The 22,064-nt window shown below is 58.5% G+C and carries 17 protein-coding genes and 2 pseudogenes; 3 read left to right on the forward strand and 16 right to left on the reverse strand.

The window, feature by feature from the left end:
• Nucleotides 1-178: 178 nt before the first annotated feature.
• From purU to ACYZTX_RS27460, 7 genes are all read right to left on the reverse strand, one after another.
• Nucleotides 179-1,036 (reverse strand): formyltetrahydrofolate deformylase, encoded by an 858-nt coding sequence (gene purU, locus ACYZTX_RS27430; RefSeq protein ID WP_462031119.1) that lies wholly within the window; start codon nt 1,034-1,036, stop codon nt 179-181.
• A gap of 191 nt (nt 1,037-1,227) precedes the next feature.
• The gene (locus ACYZTX_RS27435; protein WP_462036642.1) at nt 1,228-1,860 is read right to left on the reverse strand and encodes a sarcosine oxidase subunit gamma; all 633 of its coding nucleotides are present in this window, start codon (nt 1,858-1,860) and stop codon (nt 1,228-1,230) included.
• 95 nt (nt 1,861-1,955) lie between these two features.
• Nucleotides 1,956-4,973, reverse strand: a complete 3,018-nt coding sequence (locus tag ACYZTX_RS27440; protein WP_462036643.1) for a sarcosine oxidase subunit alpha — start codon at nt 4,971-4,973, stop codon at nt 1,956-1,958.
• Complete coding sequence (locus ACYZTX_RS27445) at nt 4,970-5,299, reverse strand: sarcosine oxidase subunit delta (RefSeq protein WP_131060659.1); 330 nt, start codon at nt 5,297-5,299, stop codon at nt 4,970-4,972. Before ACYZTX_RS27445 ends, ACYZTX_RS27440 begins: the two co-directional genes overlap by 4 nt.
• Before the next feature lie 14 nt (nt 5,300-5,313).
• A complete protein-coding gene (locus ACYZTX_RS27450; protein WP_038981138.1) occupies nt 5,314-6,564 on the reverse strand; it encodes a sarcosine oxidase subunit beta in 1,251 nt (416 codons plus the stop codon).
• 23 nt (nt 6,565-6,587) lie between these two features.
• A complete protein-coding gene (glyA, locus tag ACYZTX_RS27455) occupies nt 6,588-7,841 on the reverse strand; it encodes a serine hydroxymethyltransferase (RefSeq protein ID WP_461966772.1) in 1,254 nt (417 codons plus the stop codon).
• A 283-nt stretch (nt 7,842-8,124) separates the two neighbouring features.
• Entirely contained in the window at nt 8,125-8,844 is a 720-nt protein-coding gene (locus ACYZTX_RS27460) for a TraX family protein (protein WP_462036644.1), read from the reverse strand.
• Between the two features lie 132 nt (nt 8,845-8,976).
• Here ACYZTX_RS27460 and ACYZTX_RS27465 point away from each other — a divergent pair, with 132 nt between their 5' ends.
• Both ACYZTX_RS27465 and ACYZTX_RS27470 read left to right on the forward strand, forming a co-directional pair.
• Nucleotides 8,977-10,017, forward strand: coding sequence for a threonine aldolase family protein (locus ACYZTX_RS27465; RefSeq protein WP_462036645.1), 1,041 nt, complete (start codon nt 8,977-8,979; stop codon nt 10,015-10,017).
• A gap of 31 nt (nt 10,018-10,048) precedes the next feature.
• A pseudogene (locus ACYZTX_RS27470) lies at nt 10,049-10,872 on the forward strand (SDR family oxidoreductase).
• 127 nt (nt 10,873-10,999) lie between these two features.
• Here the strand turns inward: ACYZTX_RS27470 and gbcB are convergent.
• Nucleotides 11,000-12,100, reverse strand: a complete 1,101-nt coding sequence (gbcB, locus tag ACYZTX_RS27475) for a glycine-betaine demethylase subunit GbcB (protein WP_462036646.1) — start codon at nt 12,098-12,100, stop codon at nt 11,000-11,002.
• Nucleotides 12,101-12,381: 281 nt separating this feature from the next.
• Between gbcB and gbcA the strand changes: the two genes are divergently transcribed.
• On the forward strand, nt 12,382-13,677 hold the full coding sequence (gene gbcA, locus ACYZTX_RS27480; protein WP_462036647.1) for a glycine-betaine demethylase subunit GbcA: 1,296 nt from the start codon (nt 12,382-12,384) through the stop codon (nt 13,675-13,677).
• A gap of 769 nt (nt 13,678-14,446) precedes the next feature.
• Here gbcA and ACYZTX_RS27485 read toward each other — a convergent pair.
• The 8 genes and pseudogenes from ACYZTX_RS27485 to dgcB form a co-directional block, all read right to left on the reverse strand.
• Nucleotides 14,447-14,851, reverse strand: coding sequence for a hypothetical protein (locus ACYZTX_RS27485; RefSeq protein ID WP_462036648.1), 405 nt, complete (start codon nt 14,849-14,851; stop codon nt 14,447-14,449).
• Nucleotides 14,852-14,976: 125 nt separating this feature from the next.
• Nucleotides 14,977-15,807, reverse strand: coding sequence for a lipid II-degrading bacteriocin (locus ACYZTX_RS27490; RefSeq protein ID WP_462036649.1), 831 nt, complete (start codon nt 15,805-15,807; stop codon nt 14,977-14,979).
• A 10-nt stretch (nt 15,808-15,817) separates the two neighbouring features.
• Nucleotides 15,818-16,003 carry a Com family DNA-binding transcriptional regulator gene (locus tag ACYZTX_RS27495; RefSeq protein ID WP_462036650.1) on the reverse strand — a complete coding sequence of 62 codons (186 nt, stop codon included), beginning with the start codon at nt 16,001-16,003 and terminating at the stop codon, nt 15,818-15,820.
• Between the two features lie 403 nt (nt 16,004-16,406).
• Nucleotides 16,407-17,277 (reverse strand): annotated as a pseudogene (locus tag ACYZTX_RS27500) (hypothetical protein); the annotation flags it as partial.
• Between the two features lie 216 nt (nt 17,278-17,493).
• Nucleotides 17,494-18,060: a GNAT family N-acetyltransferase gene (locus tag ACYZTX_RS27505; protein ID WP_462036651.1), complete on the reverse strand. Its 567-nt coding sequence runs from the start codon at nt 18,058-18,060 to the stop codon at nt 17,494-17,496.
• A 21-nt stretch (nt 18,061-18,081) separates the two neighbouring features.
• Nucleotides 18,082-18,852, reverse strand: coding sequence for an electron transfer flavoprotein subunit beta (gene etfB, locus ACYZTX_RS27510; protein WP_462036652.1), 771 nt, complete (start codon nt 18,850-18,852; stop codon nt 18,082-18,084).
• Between the two features lie 15 nt (nt 18,853-18,867).
• Nucleotides 18,868-20,088, reverse strand: coding sequence for an electron transfer flavoprotein subunit alpha (etfA, locus tag ACYZTX_RS27515; protein ID WP_462036653.1), 1,221 nt, complete (start codon nt 20,086-20,088; stop codon nt 18,868-18,870).
• Nucleotides 20,088-22,037, reverse strand: a complete 1,950-nt coding sequence (dgcB, locus tag ACYZTX_RS27520) for a dimethylglycine demethylation protein DgcB (protein ID WP_462036654.1) — start codon at nt 22,035-22,037, stop codon at nt 20,088-20,090. The genes etfA and dgcB overlap by 1 nt, the downstream gene beginning before the upstream one ends.
• Nucleotides 22,038-22,064 lie beyond the last annotated feature (27 nt).

Below are 22,064 nucleotides of genomic sequence, written 5' to 3' on the forward strand. Positions count from 1 at the left end.
GTCGCGTCGCCATGGATCGGCGGCGCGTTGATTGCTCGGGTTATTGCTTGTGTCTTTTTGCGTTGTTTGTCAGGGCCTCTTCGCGAGCAGGCTCGCTCCCACAGTTGATTTTTGGTGTAACTGAGATCTGTGGGCAGACACAAATCCTTGTGGGAGCGAGCCTGCTCGCGAAAGCGATCTAAAGAACGACGGTGCGATTGGCGTTCAAAAACACCCGTCGCTCAATGTGATAACCAACTGCCCGGGCCAGGGTCAGCCCTTCGATATCCCGCCCCTTGGCGATCAGGTCTTCGGGGTAATGACTGTGATCCACGGCCTCTACGCCCTGGGCGATGATCGGGCCTTCGTCCAGGTCGTTGTTGATGTAATGCGCCGTCGCGCCGACCAGTTTCACGCCCTTGTTGTAGGCCTGGTGATAAGGCTTGGCGCCCTTGAAACCCGGCAGCAGGGAGTGATGGATGTTGATCGCCTTGCCGTCGAGTTTGCGGCACAGCTCTGGCGACAGGACTTGCATGTAACGGGCAAGGATCACCAGTTCGGCGCCGGACTCTTCAATCACCTGCCAGACCTGACGCTCCTGCGACGGTTTGTCGTTCGGGTCCAGCGGGAAGTGGTAGTACGGAATCTGATGCCAATCCGCCAACGGTTTGAGGTCCGGGTGGTTGGACACCACGGCGGCCACATCCATGGACAACTGGCCGATGCGCTGGCGGTAGAGCAAATCGTTGAGGCAGTGATCGGCTTTGGAAACCATGATCACCACTTTTGGCCGGTAGTTCGGCGCAGTCAGTTCGAAGATCATGCCGAAGGCTTGGCCACGCTCTCCCAGGCCTGCGCGGAAGGCTTGTTCGTCGAAACCGTCAGGCTGGCGGAATTCCACACGAATGAAGAAACGGCCCGAGAGCCGGTCGTCGAAGGAATGGTGCTCGGTGACGTAGCAGCCCTGCTCGAACAAAAAGCGGGTCACCGCGTCCACGGTGCCGAGAACGCTTGGGCAGTCGGCGGTCAGAATCCATGTGTCTGGGGCGCGGCTCATAGTGCGGTGACTCCTGTTCGAAAGTGCAGCAACGCCGCTTTTGTAGCAGCTGCCGAAGGCTGCGTTCGGCGGCGCAGCCGTCGTAAAATCTGAATCCCGTGTCAACCTGATCGGACGCTACCGCAGGTTTCACGACGACTTCGTCGCCGAACGCAGCCTACGGCAGCTGCTACAGGGTTCTCGACTGCTCATCAAGCCTGGACGCTAAGCCCGTACTCGGCAGAAGCATCCTGCAACCACAACCACCAGTAATCCGAGAAGCTGCGACGAATCAGCAGTTCCCAGGTGTCTTCGGCGGTATGGCGGATCACCAGTTGCGACTTGGCAAACACGGTGCCCACAGCTTTGCCCACCGGGAAGCTGTTGGGGTGCACGTCGTAGCTGGTGGACTTCATCAGCACCTGGCGCACGTTCGGGCCGCTCAGTTCGAGGATCTGCTGGCCGCCGCTGACGTTGGTGATCGCGATGTGCAGGTCACCCAGCGCTTCGCGCAGCTTTTGCTCGGCGGCGAATTCTTCACCGGTCGGCACGATCAGCAGCCATTCATCCGGCCCCATCCATTGCAGGCTGGTTTCGCCTTTGACGACGACGGTCAGCGCACCCGGCAATTCGATGCCGAGAGCCTTGTGCACGCCAGCGGCGAAGGCGGCATCGTGGCCATCACCACGAATGGTCAGGTGGCCGAGGAGTTTTTTCTCACGCACGATCACGCCGGCGCTTTTGCGACCCTTGCCCACCAGGCTTGGCAGGCCCGCGTGATGCAGCGACGACTCGGCCTTGGCCCCAGTGGTTGGGCGTTGTTGGTAAACATTGGCTGTGGTCATAAAGCACCTGTCCTGAATTCTGTTGGTTCCGGCCCCCTGTGGTGGCCGCGCTGCCGCCTTCGCAAGCAGGCTCGCTCCCACAGGGGATCGCTGTGTCAGATGTTCTGGCGATCGCCTTTCGGATCGAAGAACACCGAAGAAACGATTTCCGCCTCGATCACGCTGCCATCCGCCAGTGGTGCGAACACGCGCTCACCGATGCGCTTCAAACCGCCCTTCACCACACCCATGGCAAACGAATAGCCGAGGGAGTTGTGCAGGTAGCTGGACGTCACGTGGCCAACCATCGTCATCGGAATCGCTTGCTTGGTGTTGAACACCAGTTGCGCGCCTTCCGGCAGCCATTTGGTCGGATCGATCGGCTTCAGGCCGACCAACTGTTTGCGCTGATCACGCACGCAGTCTTCACGGTTCATGCCACGCTGGCCGATCCATGAGAAAGGTTTAGTGCGACCGACGCACCATCCCATGTTCAGGTCGTCCGGAGTCATCGAGCTGTCAGTGTCCTGCCCGACGATGATGAAGCCCTTCTCGGCCCGCAGAACGTGCATGGTTTCAGTGCCATATGGCGTCAGGTTGTACTGCTTGCCAGCATCAACAATTTTTTCCAGCACGCCCATCGCATAGTCGGCTTGCACGTTCACTTCGTACGACAGCTCACCGGTAAACGAAATCCGGAACACCCGCGCCGGCACACCGCCGACCAGGCCTTCTTTCCAGGTCATGAACGGGAACGCTTCGTTGGTCAGGTCGATGTCGGTGACTGCGCTGAGCAGCTTGCGGCTGTTCGGCCCGGACAAGGTCATGGTTGCCCAGTGATCCGTCACGGAAGTGAAGTACACCTTCAGCTCTGGCCATTCGGTCTGGGAGTAGATTTCCAGCCATTGCAGCACCCGTGCCGCGCCGCCCGTGGTGGTGGTCATCACGAAGTGGTTGTCGGCGAGGCAGGCGGTTACGCCGTCGTCGAAGACCATGCCGTCTTCTTTGCACATCAGGCCATAACGCGCCTTGCCCACGTCGAGCTTGGTCCACGCGTTGGTGTAGATGCGGTTGAGGAACTCACGCGCATCCGGGCCCTGAATGTCGATCTTGCCCAGGGTCGAAGCGTCCAGCAGGCCGACGCTGTCGCGCACAGCTTTGCATTCACGTTTCACGGCGGTATGCAGGTCTTCACCGTTTTTCGGGAAGTACCAAGGACGTTTCCACTGACCGACGTCTTCAAACTCGGCGCCATTTTTCACGTGCCAGTGATGCAGCGCGGTGAAACGAACCGGCTCGAAGATGTGCCCACAGTGACGGCCGGCCACGGCGCCGAAGGTCACCGGCGTGTAGTTCGGACGGAACATGGTGGTGCCCATCTGCGGGATGGTCACGTTCAGCGAACGGGCAGCGATGGCCAGACCGTTGACGTTGCCGAGCTTGCCCTGGTCAGTGCCGAAGCCCAGTGCGGTGTAGCGTTTGACGTGTTCGACCGACTCGAAGCCTTCGCGGGTCGCCAATTCGATGCCGGCCGCAGTGACGTCGTTCTGCAGATCGACGAATTGCTTCGGTCCGCGTGTCGTGCCTTTTTCGTGCGGCACCTGGAACAGCGCCAAAGTAGGTTCTTCCAGACGGCTCAGGGCTTTCGGCAAGGTGCCTTCGACCATGCTGAAACCGGCTTCGCTGGCTGCGCGAGCGCCGCCTTCAAAGCCATCGGCCAGGGAATCACCGAGCCCGTAGACGCCGTTGATGCCACCGACGCACACGCGCTTCTGCGGTGCTTCGCCCGGTACGAAACCGAGGATGTCTTCACGCCAGATCGGCTTGCCGCCCAAGTGCGACGCCAGGTGAACCACCGGGCTGTAACCGCCGGAACTGGCAATCAGGTCGCAATCAAGCCACTCACCAGGACTGGTCACGGCGTGCGCTTTGACATCGATCGCGGCAACGCGAGCAGCGGTCACGTGCTTGCTGCCGCGGGTTTCGATTACGGCGCTACCGGTCAGGATGCGGATACCTTTGGCGCGCGCTTCTTCAACCAGCGCACCGCGCGGATTGCTGCGGGCATCGGCGATGGCCACGACTTGCAGGCTGGCGTCGAGCCAATCCAGAGCAACGCGGTAAGCGTGGTCGTTGTTGGTCGACAGCACGAGTTTTTTGCCCGGTGCCACGCCATAACGACGCACGTAAGTCGACACCGCGCCGGCGAGCATGTTGCCCGGCACGTCGTTGTTGCCGTAAACCAGTGGACGCTCGTGAGCGCCGGTCGCCAGCACCACACGCTTGGCGCGAACACGGTGGATGCGCTGACGCACCTGGCCAATCGGTGCGCGGTCACCGAGGTGATCGGTGAGGCGCTCGTGAATGGTCAGGAAGTTATGGTCGTGGTAACCGTTGACCGTGGCGCGCGGCAACAGCAGCACGTCCGGGGTGTCTTTGAGTTCGGCGATGACGCTGGCAACCCACTCGGTTGCAGGCTTGCCGTCGAGGCTTTCGCGGGAATCGAGCAGGCTGCCGCCGAACTCTTCCTGTTCATCGGCGAGGATGACGCGGGCACCGCTGCGCGCTGCTGCCAGTGCGGCGGCCAGGCCAGCCGGGCCACCGCCGACGATCAGCACGTCACAGTGCTGGTTCATGTAGTCGTAGGTGTCCGGATCGTTCTCGGTCGGCGAACGGCCAAGACCTGCTGCCTTACGAATGTACTTCTCGTAAGTCATCCAGAACGATTGCGGGTACATGAAGGTTTTGTAGTAGAAGCCCGGCGGCATCAGCTTGCCGCCGACCTTGCCGAGAATCCCCATCATGTCGTTGTTCACGCTCGGCCAGCCGTTGGTGCTGGTGGCGACCAAACCTTGATACAGCGCTTGTTGTGTGGCGCGTACGTTCGGGATCTGCGTGGCTTCGGTCGCGCCGATTTGCAGCACGGCGTTCGGCTCTTCAGCACCGGCGGCATAGATGCCGCGCGGACGGGAGTACTTGAAGCTGCGGCCGATGATGTCGACACCGTTGGCCAGCAAGGCGGCGGCCAGCGAATCGCCTTCAAAGCCTTTGTAGGTCTGGCCGTTGAAGGTGAAGCTCAGCACTTTGTTGCGGTCGATCCGTCCGCCGTTGGACAGGCGATTGATCTGGCTCATACCTTCTCTCCCAGAGCCGTCGTGGCCGCTTTCGGGCTATCGGTCTTGTCGGTGAACTGCGGCTTGGCGCCGATCTTGTAGGTTTCGAGAATCTCGTAGGTCACGGTGTCACGGGTGGCGTTGAAGTACTGACGGCAACCGGCGACGTGATCCCACAATTCGTGGTGCAGACCGCGAGGGTTATCGCGGAAGAACATGTAGTCGCCCCACTCCTCGTCGGTGCAGGTCGTCGGGTCCAGTGGGCGCGGGATGTGCGCCTGGCCGGATGCATGGAATTCCTCTTCGGAGCGCAGCTCGCCGCAGTGAGGACAGAAGATATGCAACATGGGGATTTCTCCTGTTAGTGGGCAACCGCAGCAGCGCCGTGTTCGTCGATCAACGCACCGTTGTGGAAACGGTCGATGGAGAAAGGTGCAGCCAATGGGTGCATTTCACCCTTGGCCAGACTCGCGGCAAACACGTTGCCCGAGCCAGGTGTTGCCTTGAAGCCACCGGTGCCCCAACCGCAGTTGAAGAACATGTTCGGCACAGGTGTTTTCGAAATGATCGGGCACGCATCCGGCGTGGTGTCGACGATGCCGCCCCACTGACGGTTCATGCGTACGCGGGACAAGACCGGGAACATCTCGACGATGGCCTGGACGGTGTGCTCGATCACCGGGTACGAACCACGCTGGCCGTAGCCGTTGTAGCCGTCGATGCCGGCACCGATCACCAGGTCGCCCTTGTCGGACTGGCTGATGTAACCGTGTACGGCGTTGGACATTATTACGCTGTCGATAATCGGTTTGATCGGCTCGGACACCAGCGCTTGCAGCGGATGGGATTCGATCGGCAGACGGAAACCGGCAAGTTTGGCCATGTGCCCGGAGTTACCGGCGGTCACTACACCGACGCGTTTGGCGCCGATGAAGCCTTTGTTGGTTTCAACGCCGATGCACACGCCGTTTTCCTTGCGGAAACCGATCACTTCGGTCTGCTGGATCAAGTCCACGCCCAAGGCGTCGGCAGCACGGGCAAAGCCCCAGGCCACGGCATCGTGACGGGCCACGCCGCCGCGACGCTGGACGGTTGCGCCCATCACCGGGTAGCGGGTGTTCTTTGAGCAGTCGAGGTACGGAATCTCGTCGGCCACTTGTTTGGCATCGAGCAGTTCGCCGTCCACGCCGTTGAGGCGGTTGGCGCTGACCCGACGCTCGGAATCACGAATGTCCTGCAGGGTGTGGCAAAGGTTGTAAACGCCGCGCTGGGAGAACATCACGTTGTAGTTCAGGTCCTGGGACAGGCCTTCCCACAATTTCATCGCGTGTTCGTACAGGTGCGCCGACTCGTCCCACAGGTAGTTAGAGCGGACGATGGTGGTGTTGCGCGCGGTGTTACCGCCGCCCAGCCAGCCTTTCTCGACCACGGCCACGTTGGTGATGCCGTGTTCCTTGGCCAGGTAATAGGCGGTCGCCAGACCATGCCCGCCACCGCCGACGATGACCACGTCATAGACCTTTTTAGGGGTCGGCGTGCGCCACATTTTCTGCCAGTTTTCGTGATGGCTGAGGGAGTGTTTGAAGAGGCCGAAGCCCGAGTAGCGTTGCATAGTCATTTACTCCAAAACCGCGCTCAGCGATAAACCGGGAAGTCCGCGCACAGGGCCGAAACTTGCTGGGCGACATTGGCCTCGACATCGGCGTCGCCGAGGTTGTCGAGGATGTCGCAGATCCAGCCGGCCAGCGTGACGCACTGGGTCACCTTGAAGCCGCGCGTGGTCACCGCCGGGGTGCCGATGCGCAGGCCGGAGGTGACGAACGGCGACTGTGGATCGTTCGGGACAGCGTTCTTGTTCACGGTGATGTGGGCGCGACCGAGTGCTGCATCTGCCTCTTTGCCGGTGAGGCCCTGACGGATCAGGCTGACCAGGAACAGGTGGTTATCGGTGCCGCCGGACACTACATCGTAGCCGCGTTTGATAAAGATGCTGGCCATGGCCTGGGCGTTGTCGATCACTTGTTGTTGGTAAGCCTTGAAACCTGGCTCCAACGCTTCCTTGAAGCACACCGCCTTACCGGCGATCACGTGCATCAGCGGGCCGCCCTGACCACCGGGGAACACGGCAGCGTTGAATTTCTTTTCCAGTTCTTCGTTGGCCTTGGCCAGGATCAGACCGCCGCGAGGACCGCGCAGGGTTTTGTGGGTGGTGGTGGTGACCACATCAGCGTACGGCAGCGGGTTCGGGTACAGGCCGGCAGCGACCAGCCCCGCAACGTGAGCCATATCAACAAAGAGATAAGCGCCGACTTTGTCAGCGATCTGACGGAAGCGCGGGAAGTCCAGGGTCTTGGAGTAAGCGGAGAACCCGGCGATGATCATTTTCGGCTTGTGCTCGACCGCCATGCGCTCGACTTCGTCGTAATCGATCAGGCCGGTGGCGGTGTCGATGCCGTACTGCACAGCGTTATAGAGCTTGCCGGAGAAGCTGACTTTGGCGCCGTGGGTCAGGTGACCGCCGTGGGCCAGGCTCATGCCCAGCACGGTGTCGCCCGCCTGCAGCAGCGCAAGGAATACGGCGGCGTTGGCCTGGCTGCCGGAGTGCGGCTGCACGTTGGCGTAGTCGGCACCGAACAGCTGCTTGGCGCGTTCGATGGCCAGCGCTTCAACCTTGTCGACGTGCTCGCAGCCGCCGTAGTAGCGCTTGCCCGGATAGCCTTCGGCGTATTTGTTGGTCAGGCCGCTGCCTTGCGCTTCCATGACGCGTTTGCTGGTGTAGTTCTCGGACGCGATCAGCTCGATGTGATCTTCCTGGCGTTGCTCCTCGGCATTCATCGCCGCCAGCAGTGCATCGTCGTAACCCTGGATCTGGTCTTGCTTGCTGAACATCGCGTCTCTCCCAGCGGCGGCGGTGCGCCATTCGTCTCGGTGAGGCACATACCTTTCGGCAGTGCCCTTTGAATGCGATGGTATGACCGGCGCAGACAGGTCAAATGCCTATGGACGCCACGCAAAGGTGCGTTTACGACATGGGCTGAAATGGCTGTTCAGACACAGCCCTCTAATCAGCGAAGAACCCTGTGGGAGCGGGCTTGCTCGCGAATGCAGTGTGCCAGTCGACAACAATGCTGAATGACACACTGCATTCGCGAGCAAGCCCGCTCCCACAGGGTTATGCGAGAACTTCGCGCAAGGCCAGCAGCAGCAGGAAATGCGCGGGATAGAGCGCGTACGCCCAGCGACGCATCGGTGGTGGCGGTTTCAGTCGGCCGGCATGTCGCAACAGCAGCAAGCCAACCATTGGCGCAATCAGACAAGTGGCAATGCCGAAGATGGCCGCACGGTTACCAAACCGGGCGGAGTCATACAGCACCTCCCATTGGTTGGCGGCCAGACAGACCAGTCCGGGCAGCAGACTGAAGTACCAGGGCCGCTTGATCACCAGCAACATCACCAGCGGCAACAATACGCCGAAGAAACCGAACATCAGTCGCTCCGGGAACAGCGCCGCCAGCGTTAGGGCGCCGACCGCGAGCAGTCGCGATTGCAGCGCTTCCTGCTGCCAACCACGCGCTACCAATAGCCCCAGAACCAACGTGGGCAGCACGTTCAAGGTGTTGGGATCAGAAATGTACATCCGGTAGGGAATTTCGCTGATGGCACTAAACAGCAGCAACCAGCCCAGATACCGCCACTGGCCGTCGGTCGTCACGGCGCATGCCCGCGCCAGGTTTGCGGCCATCGCCAGACAGAACCACGGAAAGGCCAGCCTGCCCGGAACATAAAGAATATCGACGGAATAACCGACATATCGCAGGTGATCAAGCACCATGCTCAACAGTGCCAGCCACTTGAGCAGATCCAGTGCCCCATCCCTTTGCGTCATGTGCATAATTGCCCGGCGCCTTTGTATTTTTCTGACAGCATCATCGCGTGTGCTCCCCGGACGATCTTCGGTAAAGTGCGCACCATCATTGACCACGGAACTCTTCACCATAAGAGCCCCCGAACACGGAAGCCGGCCATGACCGACAAGAGCCAACAATTCGCCAGCGACAACTACTCCGGTATCTGCCCTGAAGCCTGGGCTGCCATGGAACAGGCCAACCACGGCCACCAACGCGCCTATGGCGACGACGAGTGGACCGCACGCGCGTCCGACGATTTCCGCAAACTGTTCGAAACCGACTGCGAAGTATTCTTCGCCTTCAACGGCACCGCCGCCAACTCCCTGGCCCTGTCGTCGCTGTGCCAGAGTTACCACAGCGTGATCTGCTCGGAAACCGCCCACGTCGAAACCGACGAATGCGGCGCACCGGAATTTTTTTCCAACGGTTCCAAGCTGCTCGTGGCCCGCACTGAAAACGGCAAGCTGACCCCGGAATCGATCCGCGAAATCGCGCTCAAGCGCCAGGACATCCACTACCCGAAACCGCGCGTCGTGACCCTGACCCAAGCCACCGAAGTCGGCAGCGTCTACACCCCGGAAGAAATCCGCGCCATCAGCGCCACCTGCAAAGAGCTGGGCCTGAACCTGCACATGGACGGCGCGCGGTTTTCCAATGCGTGTGCGTTCCTCGGCTGCTCACCGGCAGATCTGACGTGGAAGGCCGGCGTCGACGTGTTGTGCTTCGGCGGCACCAAAAACGGCATGGCCGTCGGGGAGGCGATTCTGTTCTTCAACCACAAACTGGCCGAAGACTTCGATTACCGCTGCAAACAGGCCGGACAGCTTGCGTCAAAGATGCGCTTCCTCTCGGCACCCTGGGTCGGAATTCTGGAAAACGACGCCTGGCTCAAATACGCCAAACACGCCAACCGTTGTGCGCAGTTGCTGGCTGAGCTGGTGAGCGATATTCCAGGCGTGGAACTGATGTTCCCGGTGCAGGCCAACGGCGTGTTCCTGCAACTGTCGGAACCGGCCATCGCTGCATTGACGGCCAAGGGCTGGCGCTTCTACACCTTCATCGGCAACGGCGGCGCACGCTTCATGTGCTCGTGGGACACCGAAGAAGAACGTGTACGGGAATTGGCGGCGGATATTCGCGAGGTCATGTCCCGCTAACCCCCGCCAGCCACTGATCAGGAGCGCACGCATGTCCTTACAAGGCAAAACCCTGTTCATCACCGGCGCCAGCCGCGGAATTGGTCGCGAGATCGCACTGCGAGCCGCGTGCGATGGGGCCAACATTGTGATTGCCGCCAAAAGCGCCGAGCCTCATCCCAAACTGCCGGGCACGATTTTCAGCGTGGCGAAGGAAGTTGAAGCGGTCGGCGGCCAAGCGCTGGCCTTGCAGGTGGATGTGCGTGATGAAGGCGCGGTGCGTGAGGCACTGGCCAAGGCCCATGAACATTTTGGCGCCATTGATGCACTGATCAACAACGCCGGGGCGATCAAGTTGACCGGGGTCCAGCACATCGAACTCAAGCGCTTCGACCTGATGCACCAGATCAACACCCGCGCCGTGCTGCTGTGCAGTCAGGCCGCCCTGCCCTACCTGAAAAAAACCAGCGGCCACATCCTCAACCTGTCGCCGCCGCTGAACCTGGCAAGCAAATGGTTCGCGCAATACAGCTCTACACCGTGACCAAATACGGCATGAGCATGCTGACACTGGGTATGAGTGAGGAATTCAAGAATTACGGCATCAGCGTCAACTCATTGTGGCCGCAGACGATGATTGCCACCGCCGCCATCGAGTTTCAGCTGGGTTCACGCGAGTCCTTCAAGCATGCGCGCACGCCTGCGATCATGGCGGATGCCGCCCATGTCATTCTGGACAGCAGCGGACGCAGCATTACCGGGCGGTTGCTGATTGATGAAGAGATTCTGCGGGAGCATGGCGTGACTGAATTCGATCATTACCGCTTCGAGCCCGACAGCAGCGACAAGCTGATGCCGGACCTGTTTATCGATTGAGATATCCACAACCTTTGTAGCAGCTGTCGAGTGAAACGAGGCTGCGATCTTTTGACCTTGAACTTTGAAGTCAAAAGATCGCAGCCTCGTTTCACTCGACAGCTCCTACAGGGTCAATGTGCGACCATTAAAACTCAATCCGCACATCACCCTTCGGCACGCTGCAGCACGAAAGAATAAACCCCTCGGCCTCATCTTCTTCGGTGATCCCGCCGTTGTGATCCATTTCGACCTCGCCACCCAGCTTCATCACCTTGCACGTCCCGCAAATCCCCATCCCGCAAGCCTTCGGAATCAACAGCCCCAGCTTGGCCGCTGCTGCATGCACGGTTTCACCCGGTGCAACGCGAATGCTCTTGCCGGACGCAGTGAATTCCACCTGATGCAGGTCCGCCACATCGATGTCCGGTGCGTCTGCTGCGATTTCGGCTTGTTCCACCGCATCGGCACGGGCTTCCGGTGGCGTAGCACCGAAGGATTCCTCGTGATAACGCGACATGTCGAAGCCGACCGATTCCAGCATGCGCTTGACCGCGGTCATGTACGGCGTCGGGCCGCAGCAGAAAACTTCGCGCTCAAGGAAGTCCGGCGCCATCAATTCGAGCATCTTGTGGTTCAGGTAACCGCGATACCCGGCCCACGGCTCGCCCAGACCATGCTTCTCGCAGATCAGGTGCAAGCTGAAGTTATCGATCCGCGACGCCATGTGTTCCAGCTCGCGGTGGTAAATGATGTCTTTCGGCGAGCGGGCGCTGTGGATAAACACCATGTCGACGTTGCCGTTGGTGTCGTAGAACCAGCGAGCCATCGACATGACCGGCGTGATACCGACGCCACCGCTGAGGTACAGCACCTTCGGCGCAGTGAAGTCCATGGCGTTGAACAACCCGACCGGCCCGTGCACGGCCAGCTCCTGGCCTTCATGCAGGGTGTCGTGCAGCCAGTTCGAAACCTTGCCGCCCGGTACGCGCTTGATCGTCACCGAAAAGCTGTACGGCACCGATGGCGAGCTGGAAATGGTGTAGGAGCGCATGATCGGCACGCCTTCGATTTCCAGCTCCAGGGTGACAAACTGCCCCGGTTTGAAGAAGAACAAAATCGGCTGGTCAGCCATAAAGCAGAAGGTGCGCACATCCCAGGTTTCCTGGATGACTTTGACGCAACGGACGATGTGTCGACCATTGGCCCAGGTCTGGGTGGTTACCGGATTCAGGAAGCTGTTGGACATGCTGTTCTCCACCGCCGATGCTCGGCCTTATGTTGGCGATTCTGCGTATAGCGCGAACCACCCATTTACCTATCTGCGACATTCACATACTTATCGCGACCAGCCCTTAACTACCGGGGGTTGCGCGTCGGGAACAGATTGGGCCATGTCGCCCATGGATAAGGTTCCGAGCAACAGCGGCCCCACACTCGCTCCATACCAAGACACAATCTTTACACCTTGCGTAGCAACCCTGATCAGCCACTTTCGCGGCCACGCAGATGGCCTTGAGGAAACACACGATGGACGTCACCACAAAAATCAGCCTGGGCGATCCGCTGGAACCCGCACGCAAGGCCACCGCGCAGATGCTTCAAGAGCGCGAACGCACTTTCTCGCTGCCGCAGCCGTTTTACTCTGACGAGCGGCTGTTTGATATCGACATGCAGGAAATCTTCTCGAAAGAGTGGTTGATCGCCGGCATGACCTGCGAGATCCCGACCAAGGGCAACTACCTGACCCTGCAAGTCGGCAAGAACCCGATCATCGTGATTCGCGGCGCCGAAGGCGTGGTGCACGCGTTCCACAACGTCTGCCGCCACCGTGGTTCGCGGCTGTGCACCAGCGAAAAAGGCAAGGTCGCCAAGCTGGTTTGCCACTACCACCAGTGGACCTACGAACTGGATGGTCGCCTGCTGTTCGCCGGCACCGAGATGGGCGCCGACTTCGACATGAACCAGTACGGCCTCAAGCCGGTCAACGTGAAGACTGCCGGCGGTTACATCTTCATCAGCCTGTCGGAGAATCCGCCGGCCATTGATGACTTCCTGTCGACGCTGAACCATTACATGGAACCGTACGACATGGAGAACACCAAGGTGGCGATCCAGACCACCTTGTTCGAAAAAGCCAACTGGAAGCTGGTGCTGGAAAACAACCGCGAGTGCTACCACTGCAACGCGTCGCACCCGGAATTGCTGAAAACCCTGCTGGAATGGGACGACGTTACCGACCCGCGCGCCGACCAGGCCTTCAAAGACCACGTCGCCGCCTCCGCCGCTGCCTGGGAAGCCGAAAAGATTCCTTACGCCCACGCCAGCTTCGGCTTGCGTAACCGTATCGTGCGCATGCCGTTGCTCAAGGGCACCGTGTCGATGACCCTGGACGGCAAACAGGGCTGCGCCAAACTCATGGGCCGCATCAAGAACCCGGACCTGGGCTCGATGCGCATCCTGCACCTGCCGCACTCGTGGAACCACTGCATGGGCGACCACATCATCGTGTTCACCGTGTGGCCGATCAGCGCGCAGGAAACCATGGTCACCACCAAGTGGATCGTGCACAAGGATGCGGTCGAAGGCGTGGATTACGACGTGGAACACATGCGCAAGGTGTGGGATGCGACCAACGACCAGGACCGTCGCCTGGCTGAAGAGAACCAGCGCGGCATTAACTCCACCGCTTACCAGCCAGGGCCTTATTCCAAGACCTATGAGTTTGGCGTGGTGAACTTCGTGGATTGGTACAGCGAGCGTTTGCTGAACAACCTCGGGGCTGAACCTGCGCCTTACCTCAAAGGCGTGCCGGTTCAAGGCTGACCGATCCCGCTAAGACAAAAACCGCGAACATGTTTCGCGGTTTTTTTTGTTCAAATTTCGATCAATTGCTTTAGAGCTGCCACCGGTGTGGGGCTGTAGCGGTTCGCGAACAAGTTATCCACACCTTCACCCACAGCAAATGGGGACAACTCGGTTTAAGGCGAAAAATTTCTCCACAGAAACCGAAGAAAATCCGTGACTTATCCAAAAGCAGGGTTTTGAACTGCGATTGGTTGTTTTTTGATCGAAAGCCTGTAGGGCCCTAATTACATGGCTTGCAGAGGATGGCGAACACCTTATCCACAGAAGCGCCAACAGACTTTGGGGGCAACTTCGATGGATCTGTGGAAAACCGTCGGAGACTGCGATAAATCGGGGTTTGCGCAAGGTTTATGGATCTAAAACGAAGATTTGATCGTTTTTTGATCACCCACCTGATAAGCCCGTTTTATATGGCCTGTAGAGGACAGCGAACATCTTATCCACAGATGCGCTAACAGAGATTGGGGGCAAGTATGGGCTCGCGTGAAAAGTTATTCTTTGGAAAATGCGTGAAAAAACCGCAAGTTAGGCTGGTTGTTTTTTGTACGAAGGGTTGCAGGGCTTGATTTGTGTGGGGTGTAGCGAGCGGCGAACATGTTATCCACAGAAGCGCTCACAGGGATTGTGGGTAAATTCGATCCAACGACCAAAAAAACCAAATGACTGAAACTGGGTTAGCGCCTTTCGGAAAATACACATCTTGGATACACCGTCATGTCACGATTGGTTACGTACTTTTTGGGGCAGCAGTCGTTACTAAACAAATCACACCAATATAAAGGCTGATACCCGAGACTCCAGATATCGTTCCCAGTACAAACGATACAATCACAAAAACACCCATGAACGAGGCAAGTAAAAGAAGGATGTTTGATACAAAAAAAATAGATAGTTTTATGCCAAACGAGTTTGACTTTATTTTAGCTGCTACAAACATTCCCAGCCCTGAGAACACGATGGCCAAAAAACCCACGACTTGCAGAGCTACCGTGTAAATGGTAACTACAGGCAACCCTCTCGTATCAAAAAGGTCATCCGGGTTCTCTGGAGTGCCAACTCCAGCAGACAACAAGCAAAACCAGGCACCAATGAACAATATATTTGCAATTAACAAACGTTGATACTGACGCATGAATAGTTTCCTTCCGAAGATTGGCCGCCAGTGCATGCACGACCAAATTACACAATAACAAAACCGATAAACTTTCAAGCCATGACACTTAGTCACAAGCTTTTATGCTAGCACCATACTCAAGACTAACGCTCAATGAAGATCAAAGCTGTGCCTTGAATAGCGATTTCATACGGTTTAGCATTCAAATATTTTTCTACTGCGGCAAGTACGCTGGTCGCATTCTCACCCACCGAACTTCGAAACGTACTTGGATTCGCATCATAGATATCATTGTAAGCTCTTGCACCACCTTGAAAGAACAACATACCGTTATCTTGTTTAATTATAGTTCCTTCGATTTTTAGAGTAATATTACCAAGCCAAGATGCAGTCATCCAAGAGTCCGACGAGGTATTGTAAGGCACTTTATCCAAGGCGATTACAGTTCGTCCAACAGGTGCAGTAGCTAAAGCGTTATCCAGCATAGGAATTGATGTTCTAGACAGGTTTAGACCTAGACTATTGATGTTGGTCTCGGCAGCAGCTCCGTTTCCATAAAGAAAATGACCAAGCGCGGCGACTGGAGTTAGCGCACCGCCAGAAAGGCCGGTAGACTCGGGAACAGAACCCGCTTTAAAGCTACGTGACGTATAGTTCAACGCTTGAGCCGGTGACATATTTGGATTCAAGCAAATGTAGTTATCAGCAAAAGGGATCGACTGCATGTCACGCACAATGGATGTGACAAGGCCTACAGCAACCCCATTTCTAATAGAAGCCTGTTGTTCATTAGTGATCTTTACGATCATCTCTCGCCACAAACCTTGGCTGTAGAGTTCGTTCCGCTCCTGTTGCTGGGCAATAAAAACCATTGCCGGATTAGGCGCCGGCCAAGCACCGCCTGGTGCTATCGGGCTATAGCCAGGCGCGGTTGCAGTAACCTTCAGGGGAGGAAGTACAATTCCATTGTTCATCTGTTATTTCCTACGAAATTATAAGTTTTTGCGCAGCAGGTGCTGCATGTAATTCGCTCGTAGGCGATCGTTCGAGGCTCGGGACCTTCACATGATTCAACGTGCCACATCGGGAACATTTGATCTGGAACTCGGTACACCCACCGACTTTGGCTAAAAGCCGATTACAATTACCACATCTGCAGTCTTTCAACATTTGTAAAGCCTTTTGGTTGAGTGACCCTCCTCATAGTTGAGCGCCGAACACCGGAGAGCCACACAAAATACTGCTGCTTAGACTCTCACTCTGTAACAGCGGACGAAAAAAATATATCTCAAGGAAAACAATTGAACAAGATCACGACTATTCAGTTGAGCGGCCTACTCCTGAGCCTTGTAGGACGTCCTAAGATTGAATTTAAACGGCGACAGGTCCTGCCAAAATCGGAGCAACCTACTGATATATAAACAAGACTGTTCGAATAGATCGGAATAAAACGCGCGAACATTGCAACCGATAAACGCCTTAAGGCTCCCCCGACAGGAAAGGCCTTACACCAATAATAAAATAAGCTTACAGATAATATTCTATTTGCCCACGAAAATAATTCAATCTAATGCTAGATCCTGTTGAAACACGACTGGCCCGAGTCGATATCCAGTTTCAATTCATAATCATTGAATGCACGCCACCCGAGCAAAAGCGAAGGTACGTACTGCCCCAGCAAAAAGGACGGAGGGATCGTAAATCCGGATAGTATTTGTAGGTGATCAATTGGATATACCCCGACAGGCTCAATTCACCCTCGAAGGTTTGGGAACACGGCATATCGGTGACATGAAGGGGTGAGTTGCCCGGCGAGGCCGACGTCAGGTAATCGACATTCGATGTCAATAATCGCCGGCGTCGCCCGACGATCCAGGCGTGCACCAATGGTCAGTCTTTGATTGATGTCGATACGCGCATAGGTAATTCGCGAATCACATCGCGCGGGTGGTTCGGCGTTAAGTTCCAGGGTCTTTTTCGTGACCTTTAAACGCCCCAACTTACCGATCAGATCAAGCCCTAATAAGGTATCCCGATCACTGACGAACACCAGAACATTCCTGAACTCGCTCCCGCCTATCTTTAAAGACTTAAAGACCCCGAGCTTGGCAGACAGGTCGCGCTCACCATAAAACGTGCTGTAGCCGTATTGAGAGTCGGTTACGTGATCCCCATCAGCTTCGCTGTTGACCCTGGTTTGCGGTGCGCCGGTGTCCAGAATAAATCGTGATGAGACACCATTGGCCGCTTTGACATCGACGTAGGGCAGCACCTCGTCAGTGACGTGAGCGTCACTGGGGTAGGGGTGAATCGCCAGCACTTCGTGCCGTTTGGTTCTTTCCACCGAAAAATCGCCGACCGCCCGCAGAGTCGCGATGGACTCAGTGCCGAACATGGAAAAATAGTGCGTTGAGCTCAGGGTCATTCGCGATGGCCTGAGCATGGCCTGCCTGGTGTCGGCCATCGGACTTGTAGCTGCACACATCCAAAATGCAAACAGCATCAGAGACGACTTTACATTCACGCCACCGATCAGACATGTCTCACGCCGACTGACCGTTTTCATGTTCAACCCATTCTTGAAAACGAGTTTTATGAACTAGCGCTACCGCAACCCCGCCCAGCTCATACAAAGCCAGCTCATAGAGAAATGTAGCTCACTAGGGCCGATACATCAGATAGGCCTCACCCGTGACCCGAATCATCGGATGCGGGGTGATCTGACAGGTATCGACAATCCGGAAGCCATGTCGCTCGTAAAACCGGCGGGCGCCGGTGTTCACGGCGTAGTCGATCAGGCTCAAGCCATTGAGCCCAAGCTGGTTGGCACGGTCGTAGGCGTAGGCGAGGAATTGTTTGCCCAGCCCCTGATTTCGCCAGCCTTCATGCAGCGCCAGGCTGGAAATATAGAGGGTGTCGGGAATTTCCATCGTGGCATACGGCGCCAGGACCGGATCGGTCACGGGGGCCGCCAGCGGATCGTGACGCATCACGTAGCTGTGCATCATGCCGATGACATTTCCCCCTGCCTCGGCAATGAGGCAGTTCTGCCAGGAAAAATCCACGTCTTCACGGGCGTACCGACTGGCGCCCACATCCAGCAAGTCCTGACCGGGCTGCGCCAGTTGACTCCAGATGTAATCCGCAGCGCCTTCTGATGAAATCTGAAACAAACGAGCAATTTCCCGCGCATCCGCGCGCAGGGCCGAACGAAATTCAACTGCCATATACCGGGCTCCACAGGGCCGTTAGCGGACGACGCCTTCTTCGATCAATAACTTGAGAATCGCCTCAGCCCCAGCTTCCGCACTCACCCCTTTAAGCACCTGCCCGCCCCCGCCGCTGGCCTTGGCCGTCGCGGCTTTCATCCGGTCCGCGCCGCTCTTGGCCTTGATCACCTTCAAGCGTTTAGGCCGTGGCTTGGCCGGTTGCAGGGTGGCGACCGCCAGCAGTTCATCGTCGATCACTTCGACTTCATCCGCCTGCAACACCCCGCGTCGGGCCGGGCCGTAAGCGCTCTGCCGAGGTTTCGGTGCAGCGTTATCCACAGTGGCAAGAAACGGTAGTCGCACTTTCAGACGACGGCGTTGACCACGTGGCAAGGCTTGCAGCACCAGTGCCGAACCGCCATCGATGGATTCAACCTGAGCCAGCCCTACGACGAGCGGCCAGCCCAGACTTTCCGCCAGTAGAAACGGCAGCATGCCCGAGCCTTCACCGGTTTCCGCCTGGCTGCCGGTCAGCACGACCTGAGCTCCGGCGTCACGCAAATACGCGGTCAATGCCGGCAGTGCATCGGCGCCTGAAGGTTGTTCAAGCACATGCAACTGTTCCAGGCCCATGCCCAGGTACGCACGCAGCGCAGGCTCTGCGACGTCGCCGGCATGCAGCACTTGCAGGTTATCCCCAGCCAGTTGCAGACCCAGTTCCACGGCTCGCGCATCCTGCTCCGCGCGACGTGGCCGGCCGGAAGTCGGGTGGGCGCCGATGGACACCAGGCTGATGATTTTCGTGCTCATAACCCTTTCCTTTCCTTAAGCCGCATCGCGCTTGGCTTCGTTGCGGTAAGCCTCTACCGCCGCGATCAAGGCTTGAAGAATCTCGGCGCTCTCGCCGATCACCGACAGGTCGGCCCGTTTGATCATGTCGCAGCCAGGATCGAGGTTGATCGCCACCACCTTGTCGCAGGCACCGATGCCTTGCAGGTGCTGGATCGCCCCGGAGATCCCCACCGCCACGTAGACCCTTGCGGTAACCCAGGTGCCGGACGCACCGACCTGACGGTCGCGCGCCATGAAGCCATCGTCCACGGCCACACGGGAAGCGCCCTCGGTAGCGCCGAGCGCTTCGGCGGTCCTGTGGAAAAGTCCCCAATCCTTGACGCCGTTGCCGCCGGAGAAAATGAACTCAGCTTCGGCCATTGGAATCGCCGCCGGATCCACCGCCACCGCGCCTAGATCTTCGATGCGCGACAGGCTGCGAACCACGGCTGTGGATAACTCCACCGGCAAGGCTTCGTGACGGGTTTCGCTGACCGGTTCCGCGCATTCGACGGCGGCCAGAATCAAGCGAGCGACCGGGCGCGCAAGGTCTTGCAAACCAGCACCGGCGCGGCCGATGCATTCCTGGTCCTTGACCTGCCAGACCCGCGTGGCCGGGCGTTCGCCCAGTGCAGCGGCAAAACGTCGACCCAGTTCACCACCGCCACTGCGGCTGTCCGGCAGCAACCAGTGGCGCGGGCTGAACTGGTTATCCACAGCCCGCAGGCCCTGGACTCTTTGTTCCGGTGCATAACCGCTGAATTCATCGCCGTCCAGCACCAGCAAGCGATCGACGCCCGCGGTGGCGAAGGCGTTTTCTTTGTGTTCGCCGAAGACCACGGCCAACACCGCGCCATCCTTGCCGGCCAACTGATGGGCCAGACCGAGCAAGTCGCGATCGTGGCTGCTCAAGCGGCCGCCGACCATGTCCGGCACCACGCTGATGTAAAACGCAGGTGCAGCCACTTGATGCAGCGGCAATTGCACTTCAACCGCGGCCGAGCGTTTGGTCGCCCCGCCCTGTTGAGCGCCGCTGCGGTCGATCCGCTTGACGCCGTTGGGACCGATAAAACCGATGCCATGGGGGTTCTTGCGGATGACGCCATTAGGCCCCATCCAGCTGTGCTGCGCCGGTTGCATGGCTGCGTGCAGCGGGTGCAGGCGGTTGCGGGCGATCCATTCGGCGCGTGGGTCGCGGCGGATAATGTCGCTCATCAGTGGGCCTCCGCAGGTTCACGTTGGGCCGGTGTGGTCGGCTTGCTCGGGGCCGCGTCTTCGAGCAACGCGTCCGCCACCAGTTCGGCGATGTCCTTGATCAGTGGCCGGGGTTCGACCACGCCTTCGAGCATCGCGGTGCATTGTGGACAACCCACGGCCACCAGTTCGGCGCCAGTTTCGCGGATGTCTTCCATGCGCATGTCGGGGATCCGTTGCTTGCCCGGAATGTCAGTGATCGGCGCACCACCGCCACCGCCGCAGCAGCGCGAGCGGAAACCGGAGCGTTGCATTTCCTTGATCTCTATCCCGAGGGCGCGCAGTACTTCACGCGGTGCCTCGTATTCGCCGTTGTAGCGGCCGAGGTAGCACGGGTCGTGATAGGTCACGCTGCTGCCTTTGTGCTGGCCGAGGTTCAGGGCGCCAGCGCCGATGATTTCGGCCATGTAGGTGCTGTGGTGCTGCACGAGGTAGTGGCCGTCGAAGGCGCCGTATTCGTTTTTCAGCACGTGGAAGCTGTGCGGGTCGCAGGTGACGATGCGGTTGAAGCTGTACTTGGCCAGGGTCTGGATGTTGCGTTTGGCCAACAACTGGAAAGTCGCTTCGTCGCCCAAACGCCGGGCTACGTCACCACTATCTCGCTCTTCAAGACCGAGCACCGCGAAGTCGACCTTGGCCGCTTTCAGCACTTTGACGAAGGCGCGCAAGGTGCGCTGGTTGCGCATGTCGAAGGCACCGTCGCCGACCCAGAACAGCACGTCGACCGATTTCTTCTCGCTGAGCAGGTTCAGGTTCAAGTCCGCCGCCCAGTTCATCCGCCCGCCCGGCGCGAAACCGCCAGGGTTGTCGGTGGCGATCAGGTTTTCGAGGACTTCGGCGCCCTTGTTCGGGGTCGCGCCTTTTTCCAGGGTCAGGTGACGGCGCATGTCGACGATGGCGTCGACGTGCTCGATCATCATCGGGCACTCCTCGACGCAGGCACGGCAGGTGGTGCAAGACCACAGGGTTTCAGCGTCCACCAGACCGTTGACGATCGGTTGATGCGGGTTGCCGGCGTGTTCGCCGATTGGCTTCCCAGGATAGGGGCTGCCAGCGAACTTGGCATCAGTGCCACCGGCGAGGCCGACCACCATGTCTTGAATCAGTTTTTTCGGGTTAAGCGGCTGGCCGGCGGCGAACGCCGGGCACGCGGCTTCGCACTTACCGCACTGCACGCAGGCGTCGAAGCCGAGTAGTTGATTCCAGGTGAAATCCTTGGGTTTTTCCACGCCCAGTGGCGCGTTTGGATCGTTCAGGTCCAGCGGTTTCAAACCGGTAGAACGGCCGCCGCCGAAACGCTCGGAGCGACGGTGCCAGGCCAAGTGCAGGGCACCAGCGAAGGCGTGCTTCATTGGCCCGCCCCAAGTCATGCCGAAGAACAGTTCGCTGACGCCCCACAACACGCCGACGCCGAGGATCGCCGCCAGCACCCAGCCACCGAAGTTTTCCGGAAGGATGCCCGCCACCGGCAGGGTCAACAGGAAGAAGCTCGCAGAAAACGCCAACAGGCTTTTTGGCAGGCGCATCCATGGCCCTTTGGACAGGCGAGCCGGTGGGTTGCGACGGCGCAGAAACATGAAAATCGCACCGACGAACATCACCGCCGAAGCAATCAGCAGGGCAACACCGAGAAGGCGACTGTGCAGGCCGAACCCGTGAACCAGTATCGCCAGCACAATGGACGCTACCGCACCACCGGCCGTGGCCACGTGGGTGTTGGCGATGTATTTATCCCGAGCGACAACATGGTGCAAGTCGACCATATAACGCTTGGGCATGGCGAACAGGCCGCCGATCAGGTCGACTTTCGAAGCCCGGCCTCGGCGCCACATAGCCACCCGCCGCAACGCGCCCAGGACAGCGAGGCCCAGAGCAGCGAACAACAGGATTGGAAGAAGGGTGTTCAACATGGTGGAGCTCCCAAAGACCTCGGGGTC

Source organism: Pseudomonas sp. MDT1-17 (assembly GCF_054898105.1).